The sequence below is a fragment of the Microbispora sp. KK1-11 genome (assembly GCF_006874435.1).
GTDB lineage: Bacteria > Actinomycetota > Actinomycetes > Streptosporangiales > Streptosporangiaceae > Microbispora > Microbispora catharanthi.
This window is the reverse complement of the sequence record NZ_VIRJ01000081.1, coordinates 1-1,868: the sequence shown is the minus strand read 5'-3', so window position 1 is coordinate 1,868 and position 1,868 is coordinate 1. Positions and strand designations below refer to the sequence as shown.

Genomic DNA, 1,868 nt, shown 5'->3' with positions numbered 1-1,868 from the left:
CCGATACGACCACTCCACCCCCTCACCCACCACCGCCACCGCATCCGGCGACACCCCCACCCACCGCTCGAACAACCCATGCAACGACCCCTCCACCACCACCGACCCCGCCAACGACAACGGCTCGAGCGCCGTGCCGACCCGGTGGTCGGCGTACGGGCGGTCCGGTGTGAAGGCCAGGGCCGTCAGGGCACGGAGGTAGGCGTCGGCGAGGTCGTCGATGTGCCCGGCCAGAGCGGTTTCGTCGTGGACGAGGACCAGTCCCAGGCGGTTGAGCGGCGGGTGGACGGAGAAGGCCGCCAGGAGGCGGAAGTGGGTGTTCTCCGACGAGCGCTCGTCCGGGCGCACGTCCTCGAGCAGGCCGTCTCCGAACAGCTTCTTGATCTCGTGGAACTCCACGAAATGGAAGGCGACGTCGAACAGTTCCCTCCGCTGGCCGTCCCGGAGGATGCGGCCGAGGGGATAGCGGCGGAAGGGCAGCAACTCGCGCTCCCCGGCGTAGACGGCCTCCACCAGCTCCCGCCAGGACCCGCCGCCGAGGTCGACCCGCACCGGCACCGTGTTGAGGAACAGGCCCTTCAACCGCGTGCCGTCCTCACCTTCCGGGCGGCCGTTGGTGACCATGCCGGTGACGATCGTCCTCCTGCCGAGCAGGGCGGCGACCGTCCTCGCGTGCGCGGCCATCAGGACGCTCTTGATGGGCACGCCCAAGGAGTCGGCGAGGTCGCGCAGGCCCCGCTCCACCTCCGGGGGGATCTCCACGACTCGGCGGCGGACGGTCAGGGCGCCCTCGGCGGGCGCCAGTTCGCCGACCCTCGTGGGCTGCGCGTCGCCGAGGCGGCGCAGCCAGAACTCGCGCGCTCCCGGCGACTCCACCGCCTGGGCTTCCAGACGGACGAAGTCGGCGAAGGACCCGCGCAACCCGGGCCGGTGCACCGGCTCGCCGGAGGCGGCGATGGACAGGTGATCGGCCCAGATCTCGGCGAGAAGCGAGGTGAAGCTCCAGCCGTCCAGGATCAGGTGGCTCTCGGCGACGACGAGCTGGAACACGTCGGGGCCGCGTCGCAGCAGCCGGAACCGGATGAGCGGAGGCCGGTCGAGCGCGAAAGGCTCGGCCAGCTCGGCGGCGATCGTCTGCGCGACGACCTCGTCCTGCTCCGCGGCCGGCAGGGCGCCGATGTCGCGGTGCCGCACGTCGACCGGCGCGGACGGATACACGAACTGGAGGGGCCGCACGAGCCCTTCGATGGCGAAGCCGGTGCGGAGCACGGCGTAGCGGGAGGTCGCCGCCTCCACCGCCCCGACGAAGGCGTCGAGGTCGAGCGGGCCGCGCACCTCGAAGCTGTTGACGTTGTGGTAGACGTTGCTGCCCTGGTTGAGCTCGGCCTGCAGATACATGCCGAGCTGCGTCGCGGTCATCGGATAGGCGTCCTCGATCCCGTCGGGGAGGAGAGCGCGCTCGTGGTCGTCGAGCAGCTCGAAGGGGAGCAGAGCGCGGCGCTGCTCGGCCTGGCGCACCCGGCCCGCGAGGCCAGCCACGGTGGGCGCGCCGAAGAAGTCGCCGAGGGACACGGCGAGCCCGTGACGCTCGATCTCGCCGATGATCTGGACGGCCCTGATGGAGTCGCCGCCGAGTTCGAAGAAGTTGTCGTGGACGCCGACCTGGTCGAGGTCGAGGACGTGTCTCCAGGTGTCGGCCAGCAGCCGTTCCAGATCGGTGGCCGGAGCGATGTAGGCGTCACTCAACGCCGCCCGGTCACTCGTGGGAGCGGGCAGCGCGGCCCGGTCCAGCTTGCCGTTCACCGTCATCGGCAGACGGTCCACCAGCATGAACACCGCCGGCACCATGTGATCGGCCAGACGCTGGG

1 protein-coding gene is annotated in these 1,868 nt (G+C 71.0%); it reads right to left on the bottom strand.

What is annotated here, in order from left to right:
- Nucleotides 1–1,868: condensation domain-containing protein (locus tag FLW16_RS42765; RefSeq protein ID WP_260616210.1), on the bottom strand; the 1,868-nt coding region annotated here is incomplete at both ends.